18 protein-coding genes are annotated in these 20016 nt (G+C 68.8%); 11 read left to right on the forward strand and 7 right to left on the reverse strand.

Translation table 11 applies throughout. The features are described from left to right. Positions 1-95: 95 nt before the first annotated feature. Entirely contained in the window at positions 96-857 is a 762-nt protein-coding gene (locus tag LOKHON_RS08780; RefSeq protein WP_017928730.1) for a GNAT family N-acetyltransferase, read from the forward strand. After that, positions 854-1720, forward strand: a complete 867-nt coding sequence (olsA, locus tag LOKHON_RS08785; RefSeq protein WP_425412383.1) for a lyso-ornithine lipid O-acyltransferase — start codon at positions 854-856, stop codon at positions 1718-1720. Before LOKHON_RS08780 ends, olsA begins: the two co-directional genes overlap by 4 nt. On the opposite strand, the gene LOKHON_RS08790 is transcribed toward olsA, so the two are convergent. Then, positions 1696-2322: a thiamine phosphate synthase gene (locus LOKHON_RS08790; protein WP_017928728.1), complete on the reverse strand. Its 627-nt coding sequence runs from the start codon at positions 2320-2322 to the stop codon at positions 1696-1698. The genes olsA and LOKHON_RS08790 overlap by 25 nt on opposite strands. Positions 2323-2374: 52 nt before the next feature. After that, a complete protein-coding gene (locus tag LOKHON_RS08795) occupies positions 2375-2704 on the reverse strand; it encodes a TfoX/Sxy family protein (RefSeq protein ID WP_017928727.1) in 330 nt (109 codons plus the stop codon). 72 nt (positions 2705-2776) lie between these two features. Here LOKHON_RS08795 and LOKHON_RS08800 point away from each other — a divergent pair, with 72 nt between their 5' ends. From LOKHON_RS08800 to LOKHON_RS08810, 3 genes are all read left to right on the forward strand, one after another. Further along, positions 2777-3520: an RNA methyltransferase gene (locus tag LOKHON_RS08800; RefSeq protein ID WP_017928726.1), complete on the forward strand. Its 744-nt coding sequence runs from the start codon at positions 2777-2779 to the stop codon at positions 3518-3520. A 100-nt stretch (positions 3521-3620) separates the two neighbouring features. Beyond that, positions 3621-4778 (forward strand): heme A synthase, encoded by a 1158-nt coding sequence (gene ctaA, locus LOKHON_RS08805; protein ID WP_017928725.1) that lies wholly within the window; start codon positions 3621-3623, stop codon positions 4776-4778. Next, entirely contained in the window at positions 4775-6244 is a 1470-nt protein-coding gene (locus tag LOKHON_RS08810; protein ID WP_017928724.1) for a carboxypeptidase M32, read from the forward strand. Before ctaA ends, LOKHON_RS08810 begins: the two co-directional genes overlap by 4 nt. A gap of 65 nt (positions 6245-6309) precedes the next feature. Here LOKHON_RS08810 and bmt read toward each other — a convergent pair whose 3' ends face one another. The 3 genes from bmt to LOKHON_RS08825 all read right to left on the reverse strand — a co-directional run bounded on the left by bmt (position 6310) and on the right by LOKHON_RS08825 (position 9718). Further along, positions 6310-7323: a betaine--homocysteine S-methyltransferase gene (gene bmt, locus LOKHON_RS08815; protein ID WP_017928723.1), complete on the reverse strand. Its 1014-nt coding sequence runs from the start codon at positions 7321-7323 to the stop codon at positions 6310-6312. Further along, positions 7286-9259: a phosphatidylglycerol lysyltransferase domain-containing protein gene (locus LOKHON_RS08820; RefSeq protein WP_162561778.1), complete on the reverse strand. Its 1974-nt coding sequence runs from the start codon at positions 9257-9259 to the stop codon at positions 7286-7288. Before LOKHON_RS08820 ends, bmt begins: the two co-directional genes overlap by 38 nt. Positions 9260-9403: 144 nt before the next feature. Beyond that, the gene (locus tag LOKHON_RS08825; protein ID WP_017928721.1) at positions 9404-9718 is read right to left on the reverse strand and encodes a DUF1476 domain-containing protein; all 315 of its coding nucleotides are present in this window, start codon (positions 9716-9718) and stop codon (positions 9404-9406) included. A gap of 177 nt (positions 9719-9895) precedes the next feature. Between LOKHON_RS08825 and purC the strand changes: the two genes are divergently transcribed. From purC to LOKHON_RS08855, 6 genes are all read left to right on the forward strand, one after another. Then, positions 9896-10657 carry a phosphoribosylaminoimidazolesuccinocarboxamide synthase gene (purC, locus tag LOKHON_RS08830; protein WP_017928720.1) on the forward strand — a complete coding sequence of 254 codons (762 nt, stop codon included), beginning with the start codon at positions 9896-9898 and terminating at the stop codon, positions 10655-10657. Between the two features lie 40 nt (positions 10658-10697). Then, positions 10698-10937, forward strand: coding sequence for a phosphoribosylformylglycinamidine synthase subunit PurS (gene purS, locus LOKHON_RS08835; protein ID WP_017928719.1), 240 nt, complete (start codon positions 10698-10700; stop codon positions 10935-10937). A 237-nt stretch (positions 10938-11174) separates the two neighbouring features. Beyond that, positions 11175-11843, forward strand: a complete 669-nt coding sequence (gene purQ, locus LOKHON_RS08840) for a phosphoribosylformylglycinamidine synthase subunit PurQ (protein ID WP_017928718.1) — start codon at positions 11175-11177, stop codon at positions 11841-11843. Between the two features lie 81 nt (positions 11844-11924). Continuing rightward, positions 11925-13673, forward strand: a complete 1749-nt coding sequence (locus tag LOKHON_RS08845) for a sensor histidine kinase (RefSeq protein ID WP_017928717.1) — start codon at positions 11925-11927, stop codon at positions 13671-13673. 9 nt (positions 13674-13682) lie between these two features. Continuing rightward, positions 13683-15017, forward strand: a complete 1335-nt coding sequence (locus tag LOKHON_RS08850) for a sigma-54-dependent transcriptional regulator (protein ID WP_017928716.1) — start codon at positions 13683-13685, stop codon at positions 15015-15017. A 428-nt stretch (positions 15018-15445) separates the two neighbouring features. Beyond that, the gene (locus LOKHON_RS08855) at positions 15446-18229 is read left to right on the forward strand and encodes an Rne/Rng family ribonuclease (protein ID WP_017928715.1); all 2784 of its coding nucleotides are present in this window, start codon (positions 15446-15448) and stop codon (positions 18227-18229) included. Positions 18230-18334: 105 nt separating this feature from the next. Here the strand turns inward: LOKHON_RS08855 and LOKHON_RS08860 are convergent, their stop codons facing one another. After that, entirely contained in the window at positions 18335-18592 is a 258-nt protein-coding gene (locus LOKHON_RS08860) for a sulfurtransferase TusA family protein (protein WP_017928714.1), read from the reverse strand. 129 nt (positions 18593-18721) lie between these two features. Continuing rightward, positions 18722-19999 carry a phosphopyruvate hydratase gene (gene eno / locus LOKHON_RS08865; RefSeq protein WP_017928713.1) on the reverse strand — a complete coding sequence of 426 codons (1278 nt, stop codon included), beginning with the start codon at positions 19997-19999 and terminating at the stop codon, positions 18722-18724. Between the last annotated feature and the right edge of the window lie 17 nt (positions 20000-20016).

The raw sequence follows: 20016 nt of genomic DNA on the forward strand, positions 1-20016 counted from the left end.
TGTTGCCAAGCCGGGCCACCCCGCCTAGAACCCGCCTGACCCTTCCGATCCGGAGACCGCCCGATGGCGCCCGTGCCGAGCCCGACCCGCCGCCGATGATCTCCGTCACCCCGACATTGTCCGTGCGGCTGGCCCGCGATGCGTCCGACCGGGCCGAAGCCGAACGGCTGCGCTACGACGTTTTCGTGCGCGAGCTGGGCGGCGACGGCGCGCTGGTCGACCATGCGGCGGGCCGTGAGCGCGACCGGTTCGACGCGGTGGCCGACCAGCTTCTGCTGATCGACGAGGCGCGCCCCGAAGGCGCGCGGGTGGTCGGGCTCTACCGACTGCTCGATACGGCGGGCGCGGCGCGGATGGGGCAGTTCTATACCGAGGACGAATTCGATCTCGACCCGCTCAGGTCGACCGGGCGGGGGCTGCTCGAACTGGGCCGTTCCTGCCTGCATCGCGACTATCGTGGCGGCACGGCGATGTTTCGGCTCTGGCAGGGGTTGGCCGCGCTGGTCGAGGCTCGCGGCATCGAGATCCTGTTCGGCACAGCCTCGTTCCAGGGCGCCGACCCGGCGGCGCATGCCGGGCCGCTCGCGCTGCTGGCGCGCGACCACCTCGCGCCGCCCGAGCTGCGCGTGACGAGCCGCCAGCCAGATCATGTGTCGATGCCGGGCAGCTCCGGCATCGACCGGGTCGGCGCCATGCGGGCGATGCCGCCGCTGATCAAGGCGTATCTGCGGCTTGGCGGTCGGGTCGGGCAGGGCGTCTTTGCCGATACCGCCTTCAACACCACGGATGTCTGCATGATCCTCGACACGGCCACGGCCCCCGCGGGCCCGCGCGCCCGCTATGGCGCGCGCGGATGAGCGCGCCCGAACGGATGACCTGGCACGGCGCCGATCCCGCCGCCTGGGATGGGCCGGGCCTCGCGGGCTGGCTGCGCGTGGCATGGCGCGGGCCGCTGCTGATCGTGGTGATGCTGGGGGCGCTCTTGGTGTCGCTGGCGCTGCGTCCGCTGGAGCGGCGGATCTGGGGGCTGAGCCGGCCCGTCACCTCGCGCATCACCCAAGCCGCCTGCCGCGCCGGGCTTTTCGTGCTGCGGCTGCGGCTGCGCGTGACAGGTCAGCCGATGCAGGGGCACGGCGCGATGGTCGCCAACCATTCCTCGTGGCTCGATATTTTCGCGCTCAACGCCCGCGCCTCGGTCTATTTCGTCTCCAAGGCCGAGGTCGCGTCATGGCCCGGCATCGGCTGGCTCGCCCGCGCCACCGGCACCGTGTTCATCCGCCGCGACCGGCGCGAGGCCACGGCGCAGGTGCGGCTGTTGCGTGAACGGCTGGCGCGTGGCCACAGGCTGGTGTTCTTTCCCGAGGGCACCTCGACCGACGGGCGGCGCGTGCTGCCGTTCAAGGCGACGCTCTTCGCGGCCTTCCTGTCGCCCGATCAGCCTGATCTGGAGATCCAGCCGGTCAGCGTCGTCTACCGCGCGCCCGACGGCGCGGAGCCGCGATTTTATGGCTGGTGGGGCGACATGGCGTTCGGGCCGCACATGCTGCGGATGTTGTCGACGCGGCGGCACGGGGAGATCGGGCTGATCTATCACGCGCCGCTGCGCGTGGCCGACCACCCCGACCGCAAGGCGCTGGCGCGCGCGCTCGAGGCGCAGGTGCGCGCCGGGCTGGACCGCTCCGACGCGCTCGACGATCAGCCGGCCATGGCCGAAGCATAGCGGCGCAGCGTCTCCGCCGCGTCGTCTTCGCGCCAGATCTCGTCGCCCAGCCCGAAGAAATCGGCATGTGGCGCGAGACGGCGCACGAGATCGAGGTCGAGCGCCCCTTCGGCCACCACCGGCACCTCGATCATCATCGACCACCATTCGAACAGCTCGGCCTCGGCCTGCGGCGTGGTGCCCAGATCGGTGGCCCCGGCGGGGCCGAAGGAGACGTAATCGGCGCCGAGCTCGCCCGCGGTCATGCCGTCATGGCGCGAATTGCCGCAAAACGCCCCGACGATCGCGTCGTCGCCCAGATCCTTGCGCGTGGCGCGGACCGAACGCGCCCCGTCGGTCAAATGCACGCCGTCGAGCCCGAGCCGGGTGACGAGCCGGGCATGGCTGTCGATCACCAGCGCCACGTCGCGGGCGATCGTGACCTCGCGCAGCGCGTCGGCGGCGCGGGAAATCCGGTCCTCGTCGCGGGTGGCGAGACCGAGGCGCACGCAGGCCACCTCGGTCGCGTCGAGGCAGGCGGCGAGCCGGTCGGGAAATGCCGACAGTTCGAATTCGGGCGGGGTGACGAGATAGATCTGCGGCGCGTCGTCTTGGTCGCTCATGAGGGCCTCCTGCACTTCGAGGCCGCCCTATATCGGGCTTCGAAGCGCTTGGCTACTTCGCAGGCAGGGATTCCGCGTGGTCGAGCGCGAGACGCATCAGCGACGCCCGCCTGTCGTCATCGGCCATGACCTCCTCGTCGGCGGCGACCATGCCGCCCATGGGTTTTCCGGTGAATTCCATCGGCCCGGTGCCGGGGACCCGCATCGCCTCGGCCTCGCGATCCTTGCCGACGCGGTACATGGCGCCGTGCGAGGTGACGCCGCAGACCATGTTGCCGTAAAGCATGAAGGCAAGCCCGCCGAACATCCTGCGTTCCGAGATGCCGGCCCGCTCCCCGAGATCGCCGCGCATCAGCTCGGCCAGCCCCTCGTCATACGCCATGTGCGCCGCTCCTTGTCTTGTGCTCCCCCCGAGGCTACACCGCGCCGCATTCCTCGCAACACCCGGATCGCCATGACCGAGCACACGCCGCAACCCGCCTTCGTCCTGATCCGCCCGCAAATGGGCGAGAACATCGGCGCGGCCGCGCGCGCGATGTGGAATTTCGGGCTCGACAAGATGCGCGTCGTCGCCCCGCGCGACGGCTGGCCGCAGGAGCGCGCCGTGGCGCTGGCGTCGGGCGCGGGGCGGCTTCTGGACGACGCGATGCTGGCTGGGGACACGGCCGAGGCGGTCTCCGACTGCACCTTCGTCTATGCCACCACCGCCCGGCCGCGCGGTCTCACCAAGGAGGTGATGACACCCGAAGCCGCCATGCGCGACGCCGCCGAGCGGATCGGGCAGGGCCAGAAGGTCGCGGTGATGTTTGGCCCCGAGCGCGCGGGCATGGAAAACGACGACATCGCGCGCGCCAATGTCATCGTCTCGGTGCCGGTGAACCCGGAATTCGCCTCTCTCAACCTCGGGCAATGCGTGCTGCTCATGGCCTATGAATGGCGCCGTGCCAGCGCCGAAATCCCCGATCGCCGGATCGAGATGGCGGGCGCCGAATGGGCGCAGGCGCACGAGGTCGAAAAGCTCGCCGAGCATTACGAGGAGCGGCTCGACGAGGCGGGGTTCTATTTCCCCGCGCACAAGGCCGCCCATATGAAGCAGACGATGCGCAACCTGTGGAGCCGGATGCCGCTCACCCGGTCGGACGTGCAGACGCTGCACGGCGTGATGCGACAGATGGTCCGCTGGAAGGAGCGCGGCTGAGGGCGTAGCCCCGCATCCGTTCCAAGTCGTTGCAATGGCGGGTGTTGTCGCCCGCACGGCGCGCCCCTAACCTGCGCACCGAACAGATCGGAGGCCCGACATGGCGAAAAAAGCGGAGAAACCCGCGCGCTCCATCTTCGAGGAGGTGGGCTCCACCCGCAAGCTCGCGGCCACGCCCGGCGGCATCGACCGCGGCCGCGCCGATGCGCGGCGGGGCCTGCGGATCTGGCTTGGCCTGCTGTTTGCATTGGTGGTCTGCATCGTCTTCGTCGGCGGCATGACCCGGCTGACCGACAGCGGGTTGTCGATCACCGAATGGGCCCCGGTCTCGGGGGCCGTGCCGCCGCTCTCGGCCGAGGATTGGGAGGTCGAGTTCGCCAATTACAAGGCCAGCCCGCAATACGAGCTGATGAACAAGGGCATGACGCTGGCCGAGTTCAAGCCGATCTTCTGGTGGGAATGGGGGCACCGGCAGCTTGGCCGCACCATCGGTCTCGTCTGGGCGCTGGGCTTCGCGGGCTTCCTGCTGGCGCGGCGCGTGCCGCCGGGCTGGACGGGCCGTTTCCTGGGGCTCGGCGCGCTGATCGGGGTGCAGGGTGCGATCGGCTGGTGGATGGTCCATAGCGGGCTGCAGGATGGCATGATCACCGTCGCCTCCTACCGGCTCGCCACGCATCTGGGCATGGCCTTCGCGATCCTCGGGCTGATCACCTGGTATTTCCTGCGGCTCGGACGGCGTGAGGTGGACCTGTTGCAGGCCCGTCGCGCGGCCGAGCGCAAGCTGTGGGGCGGCATGACCGGCCTGATGCATCTGGGCTTTTTGCAGATCATCCTCGGCGCGCTGGTCGCGGGCATCGATGCGGGCCGCGCCTTTCCGACATGGCCGCTGATGGGCGACAGCTTCCTGCCGCCCGATCCGTTCCAGCTCGAACCGATCTGGCGCAACTTCTTCGAGGATGCAGGGCTGGTGCAGTTCATTCACCGCATGGCGGGCTACCTGCTGTTGATCCTCGGAATCGGCGTCTGGCTGCGCGGCCGCCGCTCGCCGCATGCCGCCACGCGTTTCGCGGTCAGCGCCGTTCTGGTGATGCTGCTGGTGCAGATGGGGCTCGGCATCGTCACCGTGATCTATGCCGCCCCGTGGCATGCCGCCATCACCCACCAGCTGGGTGCGGTGCTCTTGTGGGTGCTGATCCTGCGCGCCCGCTTCCTCGCCCGCTATCCTCATGTCCAATCGCTCAGAAAGATCCGTCGATGACCGCTTATGATGATCTGATGGCGCATGCGCGCGAAACCGAGGCGCTGGCACAGGTGGCGGGCCGGCTCGGCTGGGACCAGGAAACGATGATGCCGCGCGGCGCGGCGGTGCAGCGCGGCGAGGAATCGGCGGCGATGGAGGGCGTGCTGCACGCCCGCCGCACCGATCCGCGCATCGGCGATTGGCTCGCCCGCGCCGAGGCACCCGATGCCGTGGCCGAGGCCAACCTGCGCGAGATCCGCCGCAGCTTCGAGCGTGCCAACAAGGTGCCGGCCCGGCTGGCCGCCGAGATCGCGCGCGTGACCTCGGTGGCGCAGGGCGCCTGGGCCGAGGCCCGCGCGGACGAGGATGTCGCGGCCTTCGTGCCGACTTTGGCGCGCGTCGTCGCGCTCAGGCAGGAAGAGGGGCAGGCGCTGGCGCAGGGCGGCGATATCTATGACGCGCTGCTCGACGATTACGAGCCCGGCGCGAAGGCCGCCGAGCTTGATGCGATGTTCGCGGCATTGCGTCCGCGCCTCGTGGCGCTGCGCGAGGCGATCCTCGCTCGCCCGCAGCCTGCGGCGCTCGCGGGCGAATTCGACGAGACCGCGCAGCTGGCGCTGAGCCGCGAGCTGGCCGGGGTGTTCGGCTATGACATGACGCGCGGGCGCATCGACAAGGCGGTGCACCCGTTCTGTTCGGGGTCGGGCAACGACGTGCGTGTCACCACCCGCACCGACCCGGCGGACCCGTTCAATTGCCTCTATTCGACGATCCATGAGGTCGGTCATGCGAGCTACGAACAGAATGTCGAACCCGACTATCTGCTGACGCCGATCGGGCGCGGCGTGTCGATGGGCGTGCATGAAAGCCAGAGCCGGATCTATGAAAACCAGCTGGCCCGTTCCCCCGCCTTCGCGGGCTGGCTGCTGGGCCGGATGCGCGATGCGTTCGGCGATATCGGCATCGACGACCCGATGGAGTTCGCCCGCGCCGTCAACCGTGTCTCGAACGGCTATATCCGGACCGAGGCCGACGAGGTGCAGTACAACCTGCACGTTCTGATGCGCTTCGATCTCGAGCGGGCGCTGATTTCGGGCGATCTGGCCGTCACGGATCTCGAGGCGGCGTGGAACGACCGCTTTGCCGCCGATTTCGGCTTTGCCGTCGACCGGCCCTCGAATGGCTGCCTGCAGGACGTGCATTGGTCGGTGGGGCTCATGGGCTATTTCCCGACCTACAGCCTCGGCAATGTCTATGCGGGCTGCCTGCATCAGGCGTTGCGCGCGGCGCGGCCCGGGCTCGACGACGAATTGGCGCGCGGCGATCTTTCGGGCGCGACCGGTTGGCTGCGCGAGACGGTGCAGCGGCATGGCGCGCTGCACGCCCCGCGCGCAACAATCGAGGCCGCCTGCGGCTTTGCCCCGTCCGAGGCGCCGCTGCTCGACTATCTCGAAACCAAGTTCGGCGCGCTCTACGATCTTTGATCCACGCAACGACTGTAAGAAAGCCCCGCAACCGTTTGGTTGCGGGGCTTTTTCGTGGCTTGGCCTTAGCCCCGACGACGACCGCGCCGTGCGGCGCGCTCGGGCCCCGCGCCATCGGTGCCGTCGGAGGCCGAGGAGAAACCGCCGAGCTTCTCGACGATCTGCTCCAGCGTCGGACGTTCTCCGAGAGGCCGGGTTTCGAGCGCCTCGCGCATGGCGCGCAGATGTTCGGGCATGGTGCCGCAGCAGCCGCCGATGATCGTCGCGCCCGCTTCGCGCGCAAGGCAGGCGTAATCGGCCATCAGCTCGGGCGTGCCGTCGTAATGGATGTGGCCGTCCTGGTATTTCGGGATGCCCGCATTGCCCTTGGCGATGATCGGGGTTTCGGCGCCCGCGGCGGTAAAGCCGAGCACCGTGCGCATCAGGTCCGACGCGCCGGTGCCGCAATTGGCGCCGAAGGCCAGCGGCGCGTGGTCGATCTTGCCGACCATCTTGACCATGTCGGCGCTGGTCAGCCCCATCATGGTGCGGCCCGCCGTGTCGAAGCTCATCGTGCCGCACCACGGCATGCCTGCCTTGGCAAATGCTTCGGCTGCGGCGCGGAATTCCTCTGCGGCGGAGATCGTCTCGACCCAGAGCACATCGGCGCCGCCCGCCTTGAGCCCCTCGGCCTGCTCGTGGAACATCTCGACCGCGATCTCGTGCGTCAGCTCGCCCATCGGCGCCATGATGTCGCCGGTCGGCCCCACCGAGCCTGCGACGATCACGGGGCGGTTCGCCTTGTCGGCGACGTCCCGGCCCAGCTCGGCGGCGGCCTTGTTCAGCTCGAACACCCGATCCTGGGCGTCATGCAGCTTGAGCCGCGAGGCATTGCCGCCGAAGCTGTTGGTCAGGAACAGGTCCGACCCCGCATCGACCGCACCGGCATAGAGCCTGCGGATCTTGTCCTGCTCGGTGACGTTCCAAAGCTCGGGCGCATCGCCCGAGCTCAGCCCCATGTTGAACAGGTTCGTGCCCGTCGCGCCGTCGGCCAGCAGCCAGTCACGGGTTTCGAGAAGTCGGGAAAGCGCGTCGGTCATGAGCAGGGCCTGTCTGGTCGGTGAAGCGCGGCAAGGGGCCACGAAGGACCGGAAGCCGGATCGGCCACCGGGCGGTGTCGCGATCCTTCTGCACCGGACGGCGCCCAAGTTCAATGTCGGCGATCGGCGGTTCGGCGGCGAGCGGGGCGGGCGCGTGCACGGCGCGCGCGATCTCCAGCAGGGCGCGGGCGAGGCCGGCGCGGCGCGGTGCGGCGGCATAGAGCGGCTCCCAATCCGGGCCGAAGGCGCGCTTGAACTGCTCCAGCCCGGCGCCGCCGGGGCGCGCGGCGATCCATCTGCGCACGAGGCCCGGCACCCAGCCCGGGATCTCGGGCAGCGCGGCGAGCGACAGCCGTGCCGCGCCCGCGGCTCTGGCGGCATCGATGGCGGTGACGATCGCGGCCATCATCATGCCGTCGGGTGCATCATGTGACTGGCGCATGAGATCGAGCGTCCATTCCTCCTGCCCGCGATGAAAGCTCGCGAAACCGATCAGCCGATCCCCGTTCCAGGCGAGGATCACCGCCTGCTGGCGCAAAAGCTCGGGGCAGAACCGGCCCATGGAAAAGCCGCGTTCGCCGCAGCAGCGCGCGGCCCAGCATTCATGCACCCGTGCCATTTCGGACAGCGGCAGCGGCCCGGCGGCGATCTCGGTCCGCACGCCGGATTTGGCGGCCGATTTCAGCTTGCGGCGCAGGTTGCGGCAGGCGGGACGCGCGAGGCTCCATGTCGCGGGGGCGATCACCGCCTCGGTGGCGATGCGTTCGACGGCCCAGCCGTCGCGCCGGGCGCGGGCGGCGAGGCGGGGGCCGCATTTGTACAGCGCCACGTTCAGCCCGATGCGCCGGGTATGACGCCTGAGCGTCTCGAGCTCGGGGCGGCCCAGGGGGCGTCCGATCGCGGCCAGCGTCCCGCCCGCGCGGCGCACCAGCCAGCCGCTGGCCTGGTCGCGCGACGTCAGGATCGAGGCGCCCTGATGCGCGAGACCCCATTCGGCCTGTGGCGCGCGCGCCAGCGCCTGGTGCCGGGCGGCCCCGCTGGCCAGCAGGAGATCCGGCCGCCCCGCAGGCGCCACCGGCCGCACCAGCGTCAACAAGGCCACGAGCGCCGGAATCGCGTGGTAGACCAGCCTGTAGCCGAGCATCGCGGCCACGAGATCGGCCTCTGGCACCTGCGGCAGCAGCGCCAGCAGGCACAACTCGAAGGCGCCGACGCCGCCGGGGCTCTGGCTGGCGAGACCCGCCCCCAGCGCGACGAGATAGGCAAACACCACCGCCGCGACCGGCACCTCGACGCCCTGCGGCAGCAGCAGCCAGATCACCGCGCCCGCCGCACAGGTGTCGATCGCGGTCCAGCCGATCAGCCGGGGCAGGGTGCCCGCGCGCATCTGCGGCAACCCCGGAAGCCGAGGCAGGCGCGGCGCCAGCGCGATCAGAGCCAGCGCCAGCACCGCCGCCAGCACGGCCCGCCCGTCGAGCAGCAGCAGCGCCAGCCCGCTGAGCGCCGCCAGCGCGGCCATGAAGGAGACCGAGACCCAGACCGACAGCCGGGTGACCATCCACAGGTCGCATTCGGGCAGGCTGCGCCAGCGCACCAGCGCGCCGGTCAGGCTGCCAAAGCCCACGGTCTGCGCGATCGCCATGGCGCGCATCCCCGCCGCGCGCGCGCGGGCCGGGGCCACGCCGGTGCCCATGGCGCGGTGCAGCACCACGTCGTATTGTCCGAGCGCCCAGAGGCTCAGCCCGGTGCACAGCAGCGCGCCGATCCACTGCGCCGGCGGCAGCGCCGCGAGGGCGGGCCAGATCGCGCCGACATCGACCGCGTCGAGCCGCCGGGCAAGCAGCAGCCCGCCCAGCCCCAGCGCGGCGATCGGCAAGAGCCGCAGGGCAAGTCGGCCCAAACGGGCAAGGCCCCTCGGGCCCGGGGATACGGTCATGGCAGCTCCTGAACGTCGAAGGCCGGGATCCTGCCGCGGCGGGTGGCCGGACAGTACCTGTCGTGTCATGAAGGGGGGGTTAATCTGAACGGCCTGCCGCCGCCGGCTCATCCGGCCGGTAACTTGGGCAGGCCTGTCGGCGGTTCAGCGTTCCTCGAGAAGCTCGGCTTTCGCGAGGGCGGCGAACTCGGCCATCTTCGCGTCGATCTCGGCATCGCTCATCAGGTGGCCGATGTCGCGGCGCAGCTTGCGCGCCACATCGTCCTGGGCAGGGTCGGCGAGATCGGCCTTGATCACCTCGCGGGTATAGGCGGCGGCCTCGTCGCCCTCCTTGTCCAGAAGGCCGGCGGCCCAGAAGCCGAGCATCCGGTTGCGCCGGGCCTCGGCGCGGAACTTGGTTTCCGCGTCATGGGCGAACTTCGCCTCGAAAGCGTGCTCGCGTTCTTCGAAAAGTGTCATGTGACTTGCCTTTCCACGCTCTCGTCCTATGCGACAAGGATACGGTCTACGACACCTTGCCCGCAAGGGGCCCTTGCACTAAGAGGCAGCCAAGGCCGCGCCGCGCAGCTTTCCGGTCACGGAAACGTTGCGTCGCCCGAGTGACGGGCGTGGGGCGCGAAACTCCGTGGAGAGCGCATGGCACGTCGCAAGAAGATTTACGAAGGCAAGGCGAAGATCCTCTACGAGGGCCCCGAGCCCGGAACGCTGGTCCAGTATTTCAAGGATGACGCGACCGCCTTCAACGCCGAGAAGAAGGCGGTGATCGAGGGCAAGGGCGTGCTCAACAACCGCCTGTCCGAGTTCTTCATGACCGGGCTGCAGTCGATCGGCGTGCCGACCCATTTCATCAAGCGGCTCAACATGCGCGAGCAGCTGGTCCGGCAGGTGGAAATCATCCCGCTCGAGGTGATCGTGCGCAACTTTGCCGCCGGCTCCATGGCCAAGCGGCTCGGCATGGAAGAGGGCGCGCCGCTGCCGCGCCCGATCATCGAGTTCTCCTACAAGGACGACAAGCTCGGCGATCCGCTGGTGCCCGAGGAATACATCATCGCCTTTGGCTGGGCCAGCCAGCAGGATCTCGACGACATCGTGGCGCTCGCCCTCAGGGTGAACGACTTCATGTCGGGCGTGATGCACGGCGTCGGCATCAAGCTGGTGGATTTCAAGATCGAGATCGGCCGGATCTGGGACAACGACTTCCACCGCCTCGTCGTGGCCGACGAGATTTCGCCCGACAGCTGCCGGCTGTGGGACATCGAAAGCGGCCAGAAGCTCGACAAGGACGTGTTCCGCAAGGATCTGGGCTCGCTCACCGACGCCTATACCGAGGTGGCGCGGAGGCTGGGGGTTCTGCCCTCGAACGTGACCCATCGTCCCCGCCCGACGCTGATCAACTGACGCACGGGACAGACACCATCGACAAGAAGGAGCGGCGCGCATGAAGGCACGCGTGCAGGTGATGCTGAAGACAGGCGTTCTCGACCCGCAGGGCGAGGCGATCCGCCATGCGCTGGGCGCGTTGGGGTTCGACGGCGTCGAAGGGGTCCGGCAGGGCAAGGTGATCGAGATCGATCTCGCCGAGACCGATCCCGAGGCCGCCGAGGCCCAACTCTCCGAGATGTGTGAGAAACTTCTCGCCAACACGGTGATCGAGAGCTACAAGATCGACCTGAGCTGAGGTCGCACGCCGCCCTTCGGGGCGGCGTTCGCGTCCATGGGCACGGGTTTCGCTTTCGGGCACCGCTCGGCCTCTCCGACCTGTTCGGGGGCCTGAGCACCGGGAGCGATGCGGCGGTGGTTGCAGGGGAGGGCGCCACCGCCGATCCAATTCCCGCCACGGGGCGCCCGACGTCCCGTGGCCCCCCACATACCTGCCGCGGCGCCGCCGCCCCCCAGAGTTCGAAGGACAAATCCCATGAAGGCTGCCGTCATCGTCTTTCCCGGATCGAACTGCGACCGCGACATGGCCGTCGCGCTGCGCGCGGCCGGCGCGGATGTCGAAATGGTCTGGCACAAGGATGCCGGCCTGCCGCGCGGCGTCGATCTCGTGGCCGTGCCGGGCGGCTTTTCCTTTGGCGACTACCTGCGCTGTGGCGCCATCGCCGCGCAATCGCCGGTCTGCCGCGCCGTGATCGATCACGTGCACAAGGGCGGCTACGCGCTTGGCGTGTGCAACGGCTTTCAGGTGCTGACCGAAACCGGGCTGCTGCCGGGCGCGCTGATGCGCAATGCCGGCATCCGCTTCGTGTGCAAGACCGTGCCGCTCACCGTCGCCACGGCCGAGAGCGATTTCACCCGCGGCTACGCCAAGGGAGAGGCGCTGCAGATCCCGGTCGCGCATCACGACGGCAACTATTTCGTCGACGCCGCGACGCATGAGCGGCTGCGGGCCGAGGATCGGATCGCCTTCACCTATGGAGACAACCCCAACGGCTCCACCGGCGACATCGCGGGCGTTCTGTCCGAAAACCGCCGCGTGCTCGGCATGATGCCCCACCCGGAACGGGCAATCGATGCGGGCCATGGCGGCACCGACGGGCGTGGGCTGTTCGACGGGCTGGTGGGCGCGCTGGTTTCCGCCTGATCCGGCAAGACGGGCGCGCAAGCCGGTGGCGTGAGCCGCCGCCGGCTTGCCGCGCCCGTCGCCGGGGCGTAAACCCGTTCCATGTCGACCGACACGCCCAGACCGCCCCGCCCGCGGCGCAGCTGGGGCCCGCGCATCGCGCTGGCCCTGTTCTGCCTTGCCGCGATGGCGGTGATCTGGGTCACCAACGTTCTGCTGACCGAACGCTTCACCGAGGCCACGCGCAACCGCGCCGAGGTCCGGCTGACGCTCTACGTCGGCAACCTGATCTCCGAGCTGCAACGCAATTCCATCGTGCCGCAGCTTCTGGCGCGCGACCCGGAGCTAATCGGGGCGCTGTCCTCGTCGGATTTCTCGCGCTCGACCCAGCGGCTTTTGTCCTTCGTCGACGAGATCGGCGCGGCGAGCCTCGTGCTTTATGACCGCGACGGGCGCATCGTCGCCGCGACCGACCGCAACCGGCTTGGCGAGACGCACCGCGCCGCGCCCTATTTCGTCGATGCGGTGCGGGCCAACTCCACCGTCTTCACGATCTTCCGGCGCGAGACCGGCGGTTATGCCTTTCTCTATTCGCGCAAGGTCGACGCCAATGGCGCGACGCTGGGCGTGATCTCGGTCGAGGTCGACCTTGCCAAGCTGGAGCGCAGCTGGGCGGGCACCTCGGACGCGGTTCTGGTCACCGACAGCGCGGGCGAGATCATCCTGTCGACCGAGCCGCGCTGGCGCGGCCTGCCCGAGACCGAGGCGCTGGAGCGGCAGAGCGCGCCCTCGGCGATCGAGCGGGCCTTTCTCGCCACCGACTGGACCGCGCTGCCGATCGACGCCTATCTGCGCGGCGAAGCGGTGATGCGGCGCGAGATGCGGGTGCCGTTTCAGGGCTGGAAAATGGTCACCTTCACCGCCTACACCTCCGTGCGCGAAAAGGTGAACGGTGTTCTGGCGCTCGAAATCATGGGCTTTGCGATGCTGCTGGCCTTCGCCTTCTGGCTCAGCTCGCGCAAATCCGCCTCGCGGCTGGTGCTGGTGCGGCGCGAAAGCGACCAGCTCCGGCGGCTCAACATGCGGCTGCAGCGCGAGATCGCGCAGCGCCAGCAGGTCGAACGCAATCTCGAGAGCGCCGAGCAGACCATCGCGCAATCCTCCAAGCTCGCCGTGCTGGGCGAGATGTCGGCCTCCGTCAGCCACGAGCTGAACCAGCCTCTGGCGGCGATGAAGACCTATCTGGCGGGCGCGCGGCTGCTCCTGCAACGGCGTCGCCCGGAAGAAGCGCTCTCCTCGTTCCAGCGGATCGATGACCTGATCGACCGGATGGGCGCGATCACGCGCCAGCTCAAATCCTATGCCCGCAAGGGAAATCAGGCGTTCGAGCCAGTGGATGCGCGGGCCGCGCTTTCCTCGGCGCTCGCCATGATGGAGCCGCAGCTCAAGACCCGCTCGGTGTCGATCAACCGCACGCTGCCCTCGGGCCCGGCGATGATCCTCGGCGACCGGTTGCGGTTCGAACAGGTGATCATCAACCTGCTGCGCAATGCGCTCGACGCGACCAAGGGCGTGCGCGACCCGCGCATTGACATCACGCTCACGATCGAGGACGCGGTGGTCCTGACCGTGCATGACAACGGCCCGGGCATCGAGGATCTCGATGCGCTGTTCGAGCCGTTCTACACCACCAAGCAGCCCGGCGACGGCGTCGGCCTCGGTCTGGCGATCTCCTCGGGGATCGTGAACGACCTCGGCGGCCGGATGACGGCGCGGAACGCGTCCGGCGGCGGGGCTGTTTTCGAAGTGCAACTGCCTATCTTGGAAGAAGGTATGGCTGCGGCGGAATAGGGGGCTCTGATGAGCAAGACCATGAAGGTCGCCATCGTCGACGACGAAAAAGACATGCGCCAGTCGATCAGCCAGTGGCTGGCGCTGTCGGGGTTCGACACCGAAAGCTTCGCCAGCGCCGAAGAGGCGCTCAAGGGGCTGACGGCCGATTATCCCGGCATCGTGGTGAGCGACATCCGCATGCCCGGCATGGACGGGATGCAGTTCCTGCGCAAGCTCAAGAGCGTCGACAGCACGCTGCCGGTGATCATGATCACCGGCCATGGCGATGTGCCGATGGCGGTCGAGGCGATGCGGATCGGCGCGTTCGATTTCCTCGAAAAGCCGTTCAACCCCGACCGGATGACCGAGCTGGCCAAGAAGGCCAGCAACGCGCGTCGTCTCGTGCTCGACAACCGCGCGCTGCGCCGCGAGCTGTCCGACGGCACCGCGCTGATGAACAAGCTGATCGGCTCCTCGCCGGTCATGGAGCGGCTCAAGGAGGACATTCTCGATCTCGGGCAGGCCGATGGCCACGTGCTGATCGAGGGCGAAACCGGCACCGGCAAGACGCTGGTGGCGCATGCGCTGCACGCGGTGGGCGCGCGGGCGTCGAAGAAGTTCGTGCTCGTTTCCTGTTCGGCCTATGACGAGGAACGGCTGAACGCTCGGCTGTTCGGCCCGGCGGCCGAGGACGACCCGCTCCCGGCGCTCGAGGAGGCGCGCGGCGGCACGCTGGTGCTCGAGGACATCGAGGCGCTGTCGAGCGCGATGCAGGCGCGTCTGCTGACCGCGATCAACGATCAGGGCATGCCGTCCGAGACCCGCATCGTCGCGATCTGCAACCTTCAGGACGAGGGCAAGACCTGCGAGACGGTGCTGCGCCCGGACCTGTTCTACCGGCTCGCCGCGCTCAAGATCGTGGTGCCGCCGCTGCGCCAGCGCGGCGAGGATATCCTGTCGCTGTTCACCCGGCTGTCGGAACAGTTCGCCGATGAATATGGCTGCGACGCGCCCGAGGTCAGCGCGCAGGAGGCGGCGCAGCTTTTGCAGGCGCCGTGGCCGGGCAATGTGCGCCAGCTGATCAACGTGGCCGAGCGGGCGGTGCTGCAGAACCGGCGCGGCTCGGGCTCGATCGCCTCGCTTCTGATGACCGATGGCGACGAGCAGAACGACCAGGCGATGACCACCGAAGGCAAGCCGCTCAAGGAGTTCGTCGAGGCCTTCGAGCGGATGCTGATCGACAACACGATGCGCCGCCACAAGGGATCGATCGTCGCGGTGATGGACGAGCTGTGCCTGCCGCGCCGGACGCTCAACGAGAAGATGGCGAAATACGGGCTGCAACGCTCGGACTATCTCTGAAAATCACCGTAATCCAACGTGTTTCGGCCGCCCCACGGGGCGGCCTTTCACATTCGTCATTGTGTCATGTGGACAAGTGCCGCTATGTAGGTCGGAACGGGCCTGCGCTTGGCGCGACCGCCCGGACGGATTTTCCGCCACCTTTGCGACGGGGTTCCCCGGCACCGGCGGCGGACGAGACCGGTTTCGACAGAGACCGTTGACCTGACCCCGGCCCGCCGCCCCAAGGGCGGCTGGCGGGCATGAACGGGCCCCCGAGCGGGCCAAGGAAGAACCGCGATGCAACGCGCGCAGCATGCAGGCGAGCCAGTGACGGCCCCGAGGGGCCGCAGGCAGGCCGATGCCCGCGTCATCGCCACAATCGGACATGAGCGCCCAGGCCACGCCCCCTCGGGGGCGCTGCCCGGCGCGCCATGCGAATGGATAACATGGCAAAGAAAATGCTCATCGACGCCACGCATGCGGAGGAAACCCGCGTCGTGGTCTGTGACGGAAACAAGGTCGAGGAATTCGACTTCGAAAGCCAGAGCCGCCGTCAGCTCGCCGGAAACATCTACCTCGCCAAGGTCACGCGCGTAGAGCCGTCGCTGCAGGCGGCCTTCGTCGATTACGGCGGCAACCGGCACGGCTTTCTCGCCTTCTCCGAGATCCACCCGGATTACTACCAGATCCCGGTCGCCGACCGCGAGGCGCTTCTGGCCGAGGAAAAGGCCTATGCCGAAAGCCTGAAAGCCGAGGCCGAGGCGGCGTCGGCCAAGAGCGATGACGACGAGGACGAGACCGACGGCGAGGAGGGCGACCGCCCGCGCCGCCGCCGCACCCGCTCGCGCCGCCGCGCTTCGGACGCCAACACCGACGCCGTCGCCACCGGCGACAGCGACGACGTTTCCGGCATGGAGACGATCGATCCCGAAGGCGAGGATGACGAGGACGACGACGCCAGCGCCAAGGACGAAAGCATCGAGAGCGTCGCCGACGAGGACGACACCGACGACGTGCGCCCCGCGCGCAAGCCGCGGCCCAAGCGCTACAAGATCCAGGAAGTGATCAAGGTCCGGCAGATCATGCTGGTGCAGGTCGTCAAGGAAGAGCGCGGCAACAAGGGCGCGGCACTCACCACCTACCTGTCGCTGGCGGGCCGCTACTGCGTGCTGATGCCCAACACCGCGCGTGGCGGCGGCATCTCGCGCAAGATCACGAACGCCGCCGACCGCAAGAAGCTCAAGGAGATCGCCGGTGCGATGGATGTGCCGGAGGGCGCGGGCCTGATCATCCGCACCGCGGGCTCCCAGCGCACCAAGTCCGAGATCAAGCGCGACTACGAATACCTGCAGCGTTTGTGGGAGCAGATCCGCGAGCTGACGCTGAAATCCATCGCGCCGGCCAAGATTTACGAGGAGGGCGACCTCATCAAGCGGTCGATCCGCGACCTCTATTCCAAGGATATCGACGAGGTGATCGTCGAGGGCGTCGACGGTTTCCGCACGGCGCGCGACTTCATGAAGATGATCATGCCGTCGCACGCCAAGAACGTGAAGCCCTACGCCGACAGCCTGCCGCTGTTTGCCCGCTACCAGGTCGAAAGCTATCTTTCGGGGATGTTCAACCCGACCGTGCAGTTGCCCTCGGGCGGCTACATCGTGATCGGCGTCACCGAGGCGCTGGTCGCCATCGACGTGAACTCGGGCCGCGCCACCAAGGAAGGCTCGATCGAGCAGACCGCGCTCAAGACCAACCTGGAGGCCGCCGACGAGGTGGCGCGCCAGCTGCGTCTGCGCGATCTCGCGGGTCTGATCGTGATCGACTTCATCGACATGGATGAGCGGCGCAACAACACCGCCGTCGAAAAGCGTTTCAAGGAAAAGCTCAAGACCGACCGCGCCCGCATCCAGGTCGGCCGCATCTCGGGCTTCGGCCTGATGGAGATGAGCCGCCAGCGCCTGCGCCCCGGCATGCTCGAGGCGACGACCCAGCCTTGCCCGCATTGCCACGGCACCGGCCTCTTGCGCTCGGACGACAACGTGGCGCTGGCGATCCTGCGCCAGCTCGAGGAAGAGGGCGTGCGCGGCCGCACCAAGGAGGTGCTGGTCCGCGTGCCTTACGCGATCATGAACTTCCTGATGAACCACAAGCGCGAGCACGTCGCCGCCATCGAACAGCGCTACGGCATGGCCGTGCGGGTCGAGGGCGACGCGTCGCTGGTCTCGCCCGATTTCGTGGTCGAGAAGTTCAAGACCGCGACCCGCACCGTCCCCGAGGCCGCGCCGGTCGTCTCCTCCGCCGCGCTGATGGAGGAGCTCGACGCCGAGATCGATCTCGAGGTCGATGAGGAAGAGGACGAGGAAGAAGCCGCCGCGACCGACAGCGCCGCGCCGCAGGAGGCGGGCGAGACGGCGACGGAAGAGGACGACAAGCCGCGCAAGAAGCGCCGCCGTCGTCGTCGCCGCCGGGGTGGCAATGGCGATGGCGCCGAAGGGCAGGACGAGGATCAGGCCGAGCGTCAGGATGACGATGCCTCGGAGCCCGCGCGTCCCGCCGCGGCCGCCGAAACCGTGGCCGAGCCCGCCGCCGACGCCGAGCAGGCCCCCGAGGTGACCGAGGCGTCGGTCGCCACGCCGGAGCCGGCCCCGGCGCCCGTCGAGACAGCCGAAGCCGCGCCTGCGCCCGAGGCCGCCGCCGAAGAGGCGCCCAAGCCCAAGCGCACCCGCGCCCGGAGCCGCAAGAAGGACGTGGCCGAGGAGGCCAAGCCCGTCGAAGCCAAGCCCGCAGAGGCCGAAGCCGCGCCCGAAGCCGCCGCAGAGGAGGCGCCCAAGCCCAAGCGCACCCGCCGCAAGAAGGCCGAGCCCAAGCCCGAAGAGGCTGCCGGGACCGATGCCGAGGCGGCGCCCGCGCCCAAGCCCAAGCGCACCCGTCGCAAGAAGGCCGAGCCCAAGCCCGAGGAGGTCGCCGAGACCGCCCCGGTTCCGGCTGCCGCCGAGCCCGCCGCAGCGGGTGCCGCCACCAAGGCCGGCGACAAGCCCGAGGAGGCGCCCGCCTCCGACACCCCCGAGGTGATGCCGGAAGTGGCCGAGCAGGTGACAAAGACGGTCGAAGACACGCGCAAGGCGCCCGAGCCGGCCCGCGAAGAGGCGCCGCGCGAGACCGTGGATGCCGGGTCCTCCGACGAAGACAAGAAGCCGCGTCGCCGTGGCTGGTGGTCGATCGGCCGCTGAACCGGATCGGTTCGACGAGATCAGGCCGGGCAGGGCAACCTGCCCGGCCTTTTTCGTCCCGATGAGGCCGCGTAGCTGCGGAACGAAACAGCCGGTTTCGTTCCGTCAGCCCCGGCGGATGCGGTGGGTCTGCGCGCCATCCGCATCGGTCAGGCCGAGATGGTCGTGCCCGGCCTCGGCGCAGAAATGCGGCAGGTCGATCCGGGCGACCGGATCGTCGGAGATGATTTCCAGCACCTCGCCCGGCGCCATCGCGGCCAAAAGCTTGCGCGCCCTGAGCACGGGCAGCGGGCAGATCAACCCGCGCGCGTCATAGCGATGCGGCGTGGCGTCGGGGTCGGTCGGTGTCGGATCGGGGGTCATGTCGGCCTTCGATGCAAGCGAAGACCGCAAGATGCCGCGCCGGGGCGGCAATGGCAATGCGGCGGCCCCGACATGCGAAAGGGGCCGCGGCTTGCGCCGCGGCCCCCCTGCCGGATCGGTCGCGCGAGATCAGCCGCGCAGGATCGAGCGGCCCGCATAGATCGAGGTCTCGCCCAGCATTTCCTCGATGCGGATCAGCTGGTTGTACTTGGCGAGCCGGTCGGAGCGGGCGAGGCTGCCGGTCTTGATCTGGCCGCAATTGGTGGCGACGGCGAGATCGGCGATGGTCGCGTCCTCGGTCTCGCCCGAGCGGTGCGACATCACGCAGGTGAAACGCGCGCGCTGCGCCATTTCCACCGCCTGCATCGTCTCGGTCAGCGTGCCGATCTGGTTGACCTTCACCAGCAGCGAGTTGGCCGACCCCTTTTCGATGCCGTCCTTGAGCCGGGTGGGGTTGGTGACGAAGAGATCGTCGCCCACCAGCTGCACCTTGTCGCCGATGGCGTCGGTCAGCATCTTCCAGCCGTCCCAGTCGTCCTCGGACATGCCGTCCTCGATCGAGATGATCGGGTAGTCGTTCACCAGCGCCTGCAGGTAGGCCACGTTCTCGGCCGAGGTGAGCGATTTGCCCTCGCCCTTCATCTCGTACTTGCCGTTTTTGTAGTACTCGGTCGCCGCGCAATCGAGCGCGAGATAGATGTCCTCGCCCGGCTTGTAGCCGGCCTTCTCGATGGATTTCAGGATGAAATCGAGCGCCTCGCGCGTGCCGCCCAACTCGGGCGCAAAGCCGCCCTCGTCGCCAAGGCCCGTGGACATGCCCGCCGCCGACAGCTCTTTCTTCAGCGTGTGGAACACCTCGGAGCCCATGCGCACCGCTTCGCGGATGCTGGTCGCGGAGACCGGCATGATCATGAATTCCTGGATGTCGATCGGGTTGTCGGCATGCTCGCCGCCATTGATGATGTTCATCATCGGCACCGGCAGCACGCGGGCCGACATGCCGCCGACATAGCGGAACAGCGGCTGCGTGGTGGCGTCGGCCGCGGCCTTGGCCACCGCCATCGACACGCCGAGGATCGCGTTGGCGCCGAGCCGGCCCTTGTTGTCGGTGCCGTCGAGCTCGATCATGGTCTGGTCGATCTCGACCTGCTCGGTCGCGTCCATGCCGAGGATCGCCTCGGCGATCTCGCCGTTCACCGCGGCCACGGCCTCGAGCACGCCCTTGCCCATGTAGCGCGCCTTGTCGCCGTCGCGCTTCTCGACCGCCTCGTAGGCGCCGGTCGAGGCCCCCGAGGGAACGGCGGCGCGGCCCATCGTGCCGTCTTCGAGGATCACGTCCACCTCGACCGTCGGGTTGCCCCGGCTGTCGAGGATTTCGCGGGCGTGAATGTCGATGATCGTGCTCATGGAGATCTCCTGATGGG

This window comes from Limimaricola hongkongensis DSM 17492 (assembly GCF_000600975.2).
Taxonomy (GTDB): Bacteria; Pseudomonadota; Alphaproteobacteria; order Rhodobacterales; family Rhodobacteraceae; genus Limimaricola; species Limimaricola hongkongensis.

Coding starts and splice junctions, on each gene's coding strand:
- LOKHON_RS08780 (WP_017928730.1), top strand. CDS start 96: ATGATCTCCGTCACCCCGACATTGTCCGTGCGGCTGGCCCGCGATGCG.
- olsA (WP_425412383.1), top strand. CDS start 854: ATGAGCGCGCCCGAACGGATGACCTGGCACGGCGCCGATCCCGCCGCC.
- LOKHON_RS08790 (WP_017928728.1), bottom strand. CDS start 2,322: ATGAGCGACCAAGACGACGCGCCGCAGATCTATCTCGTCACCCCGCCC.
- LOKHON_RS08795 (WP_017928727.1), bottom strand. CDS start 2,704: ATGGCGTATGACGAGGGGCTGGCCGAGCTGATGCGCGGCGATCTCGGG.
- LOKHON_RS08800 (WP_017928726.1), top strand. CDS start 2,777: ATGACCGAGCACACGCCGCAACCCGCCTTCGTCCTGATCCGCCCGCAA.
- ctaA (WP_017928725.1), top strand. CDS start 3,621: ATGGCGAAAAAAGCGGAGAAACCCGCGCGCTCCATCTTCGAGGAGGTG.
- LOKHON_RS08810 (WP_017928724.1), top strand. CDS start 4,775: ATGACCGCTTATGATGATCTGATGGCGCATGCGCGCGAAACCGAGGCG.
- bmt (WP_017928723.1), bottom strand. CDS start 7,323: ATGACCGACGCGCTTTCCCGACTTCTCGAAACCCGTGACTGGCTGCTG.
- LOKHON_RS08820 (WP_162561778.1), bottom strand. CDS start 9,259: ATGACCGTATCCCCGGGCCCGAGGGGCCTTGCCCGTTTGGGCCGACTT.
- LOKHON_RS08825 (WP_017928721.1), bottom strand. CDS start 9,718: ATGACACTTTTCGAAGAACGCGAGCACGCTTTCGAGGCGAAGTTCGCC.
- purC (WP_017928720.1), top strand. CDS start 9,896: ATGGCACGTCGCAAGAAGATTTACGAAGGCAAGGCGAAGATCCTCTAC.
- purS (WP_017928719.1), top strand. CDS start 10,698: ATGAAGGCACGCGTGCAGGTGATGCTGAAGACAGGCGTTCTCGACCCG.
- purQ (WP_017928718.1), top strand. CDS start 11,175: ATGAAGGCTGCCGTCATCGTCTTTCCCGGATCGAACTGCGACCGCGAC.
- LOKHON_RS08845 (WP_017928717.1), top strand. CDS start 11,925: ATGTCGACCGACACGCCCAGACCGCCCCGCCCGCGGCGCAGCTGGGGC.
- LOKHON_RS08850 (WP_017928716.1), top strand. CDS start 13,683: ATGAGCAAGACCATGAAGGTCGCCATCGTCGACGACGAAAAAGACATG.
- LOKHON_RS08855 (WP_017928715.1), top strand. CDS start 15,446: ATGGCAAAGAAAATGCTCATCGACGCCACGCATGCGGAGGAAACCCGC.
- LOKHON_RS08860 (WP_017928714.1), bottom strand. CDS start 18,592: ATGACCCCCGATCCGACACCGACCGACCCCGACGCCACGCCGCATCGC.
- eno (WP_017928713.1), bottom strand. CDS start 19,999: ATGAGCACGATCATCGACATTCACGCCCGCGAAATCCTCGACAGCCGG.